At 60.5% G+C, this 1,809-nt stretch carries 2 protein-coding genes; one reads left to right on the top strand and one right to left on the bottom strand.

Annotated elements, in window-relative coordinates:
• A partial coding sequence (locus BKD70_RS22485) for an HDOD domain-containing protein (protein ID WP_070415428.1) occupies nucleotides 1-1,256 on the bottom strand: 1,256 nt, incomplete at its 3' end.
• A 166-nt stretch (nucleotides 1,257-1,422) separates the two neighbouring features.
• Between BKD70_RS22485 and BKD70_RS22490 the strand changes: the two genes are divergently transcribed.
• The coding region (locus BKD70_RS22490; RefSeq protein ID WP_371914021.1) for a motility-associated protein at nucleotides 1,423-1,809 on the top strand (387 nt) is incomplete at its 3' end.

Raw genomic sequence — 1,809 nt, forward strand, 5'->3', positions numbered from 1 at the left:
TTGACCACATCCAGGCTCAGGTGAGCCGCGTCCTTGGGCAGGCCGTCGGCCTGGTGTACACGCAAGGTGCTCAAGGCGCGATCTGCCATGAATATCAGTACCCGCTGCATGCCACTGGCGACCAGGGCTTCCTTGGCGCAAGTGGTCAGGTGCATGGCGTTGGCAAAGCGGCTCGGCTCCACCAGCAACTCGGTGCAACGCGTGCGCCACACGGCCAAGGCTTCGGCAGTGGGCGGTGGTGCCGGCAGCAAGCCGCGATGGACTTTCTGTACGTGCCACGGCCAGATCAGCGACAGCGCCGGGTGCCAGAGGTCGGGCATCAAGGTGGTACGAGCACTGGTCACCGCTTGTTGGTGGGCTTGCTGTTGCACATCGCTCAACGGCGTTTGCAGGTACAGCGCCGTCAGGTATTGCCAGCGCTCAGTGTGCGGGCAGGTCCAGGATTCCTGGGCCGACATCGCCAGGCCGTTGGCCAGCAACACGGTGTTGGCCGGCTGGTTCAGCCAGCGTCGCAGGTTGGGCTCGGCATCGAGCAATTGCTGGTGGCGCAGGGCATCGTCTTGACGGGCAATGTGCAGCGCCTTGACCAGCAGGCGTTGCTCGGCCAACAGCAACTTGTAGCCCTGTGAAACCCAGATCGGCAGGTGCCAGGCTTCGGTCAAGCCCAGGCACAGGTCAAGCAAACGCACGCCGAACAGCTGTTGCTCGACCTGGCGCGCCGATTGGCCTTTATGGATCACCCGCAACTCCCACTCCTCCAGGAGCTTGGGGTAGGCGACGGCCATCGGCCACAGCGGCGACAGAAACAGCAGGCTGCCCCAGTGGATGTCCTGCCACAGCCGCGCCAGGCGACTGCCGAACAAACCGTTGGCTTGCTGGGATGCGTGCTGGCTGATCAGCAACAGCTGACGCAAGGCCACGGGGATTTCCCGGGCGGGTACCGAAGGCAGGCGCGCCAACAACTCTTCGGCACGTTTGAGGCCAAGACGGTTAAGTGCGACTTCAAGGTTTTCTGCAGGTTCGGCCAGGCTGCCGTGGGCTTGGCTGTTGGCTTCGCGCATCACACTCAGCACCAGGGCCGGACTGTTTTGCATCAACTCAGCAATATCTCGCAATGAACTGCGGCTATCGCGAATGGCTTTGCACACGCGTTCATGGCTGGCCTGGGGCACGGGCAGCAGCACGTCGTCCAGGCACTTGATCCAAGCGGCGAGGGTAGTGGGGCGGTTTGTTGGGACTGTCGTTTCAATTGCCATGATTGGGGCGCGATCATCACTTGCGTTCAACACGCCCGGAACGGGCCGAATTGGCTTTTCGCCTTAACGGGCTATAGTCTGGCGCAGTTTTGCCGATAAGTAGAACAAGAGTTTTCTGCTGCACCCCATATGTCCATGAACCCGACGGCGCAAGTACCCCTCTCCTATGGCTAAAATTATCGGCATCATTGTCGTCATCGCAAGTGTGCTCGGAGGGTACGTCCTCTCCCACGGTAAAATCGCCGCACTGATCCAGCCTTTCGAAGTGCTGATTATCGGCGGTGCCGCGTTCGGCGCATTTTTGCAGGCCAACCCAGGCTATATGACCATGCACGTGGTCAAGAAGTCCCTGGGCATGTTCAGTTCGCGCTTCTCCCACACGTTTTATCTGGAAGTGCTGGGGCTGATCTACGAGATCCTCAACAAAAGCCGCCGCGAAGGCATGATGGCGATCGAAGGCGATATCGAAGACGCCGCGGCCAGCCCGATTTTTGCCAAGTACCCGGCCGTGCTCAAAGACGAGCGCATGACCGCGTATATCTGTGATTACCTG

The sequence above is a fragment of the Pseudomonas sp. BS-2016 genome (genome assembly GCF_001806145.1).
GTDB lineage: Bacteria > Pseudomonadota > Gammaproteobacteria > Pseudomonadales > Pseudomonadaceae > Aquipseudomonas > Aquipseudomonas lundensis.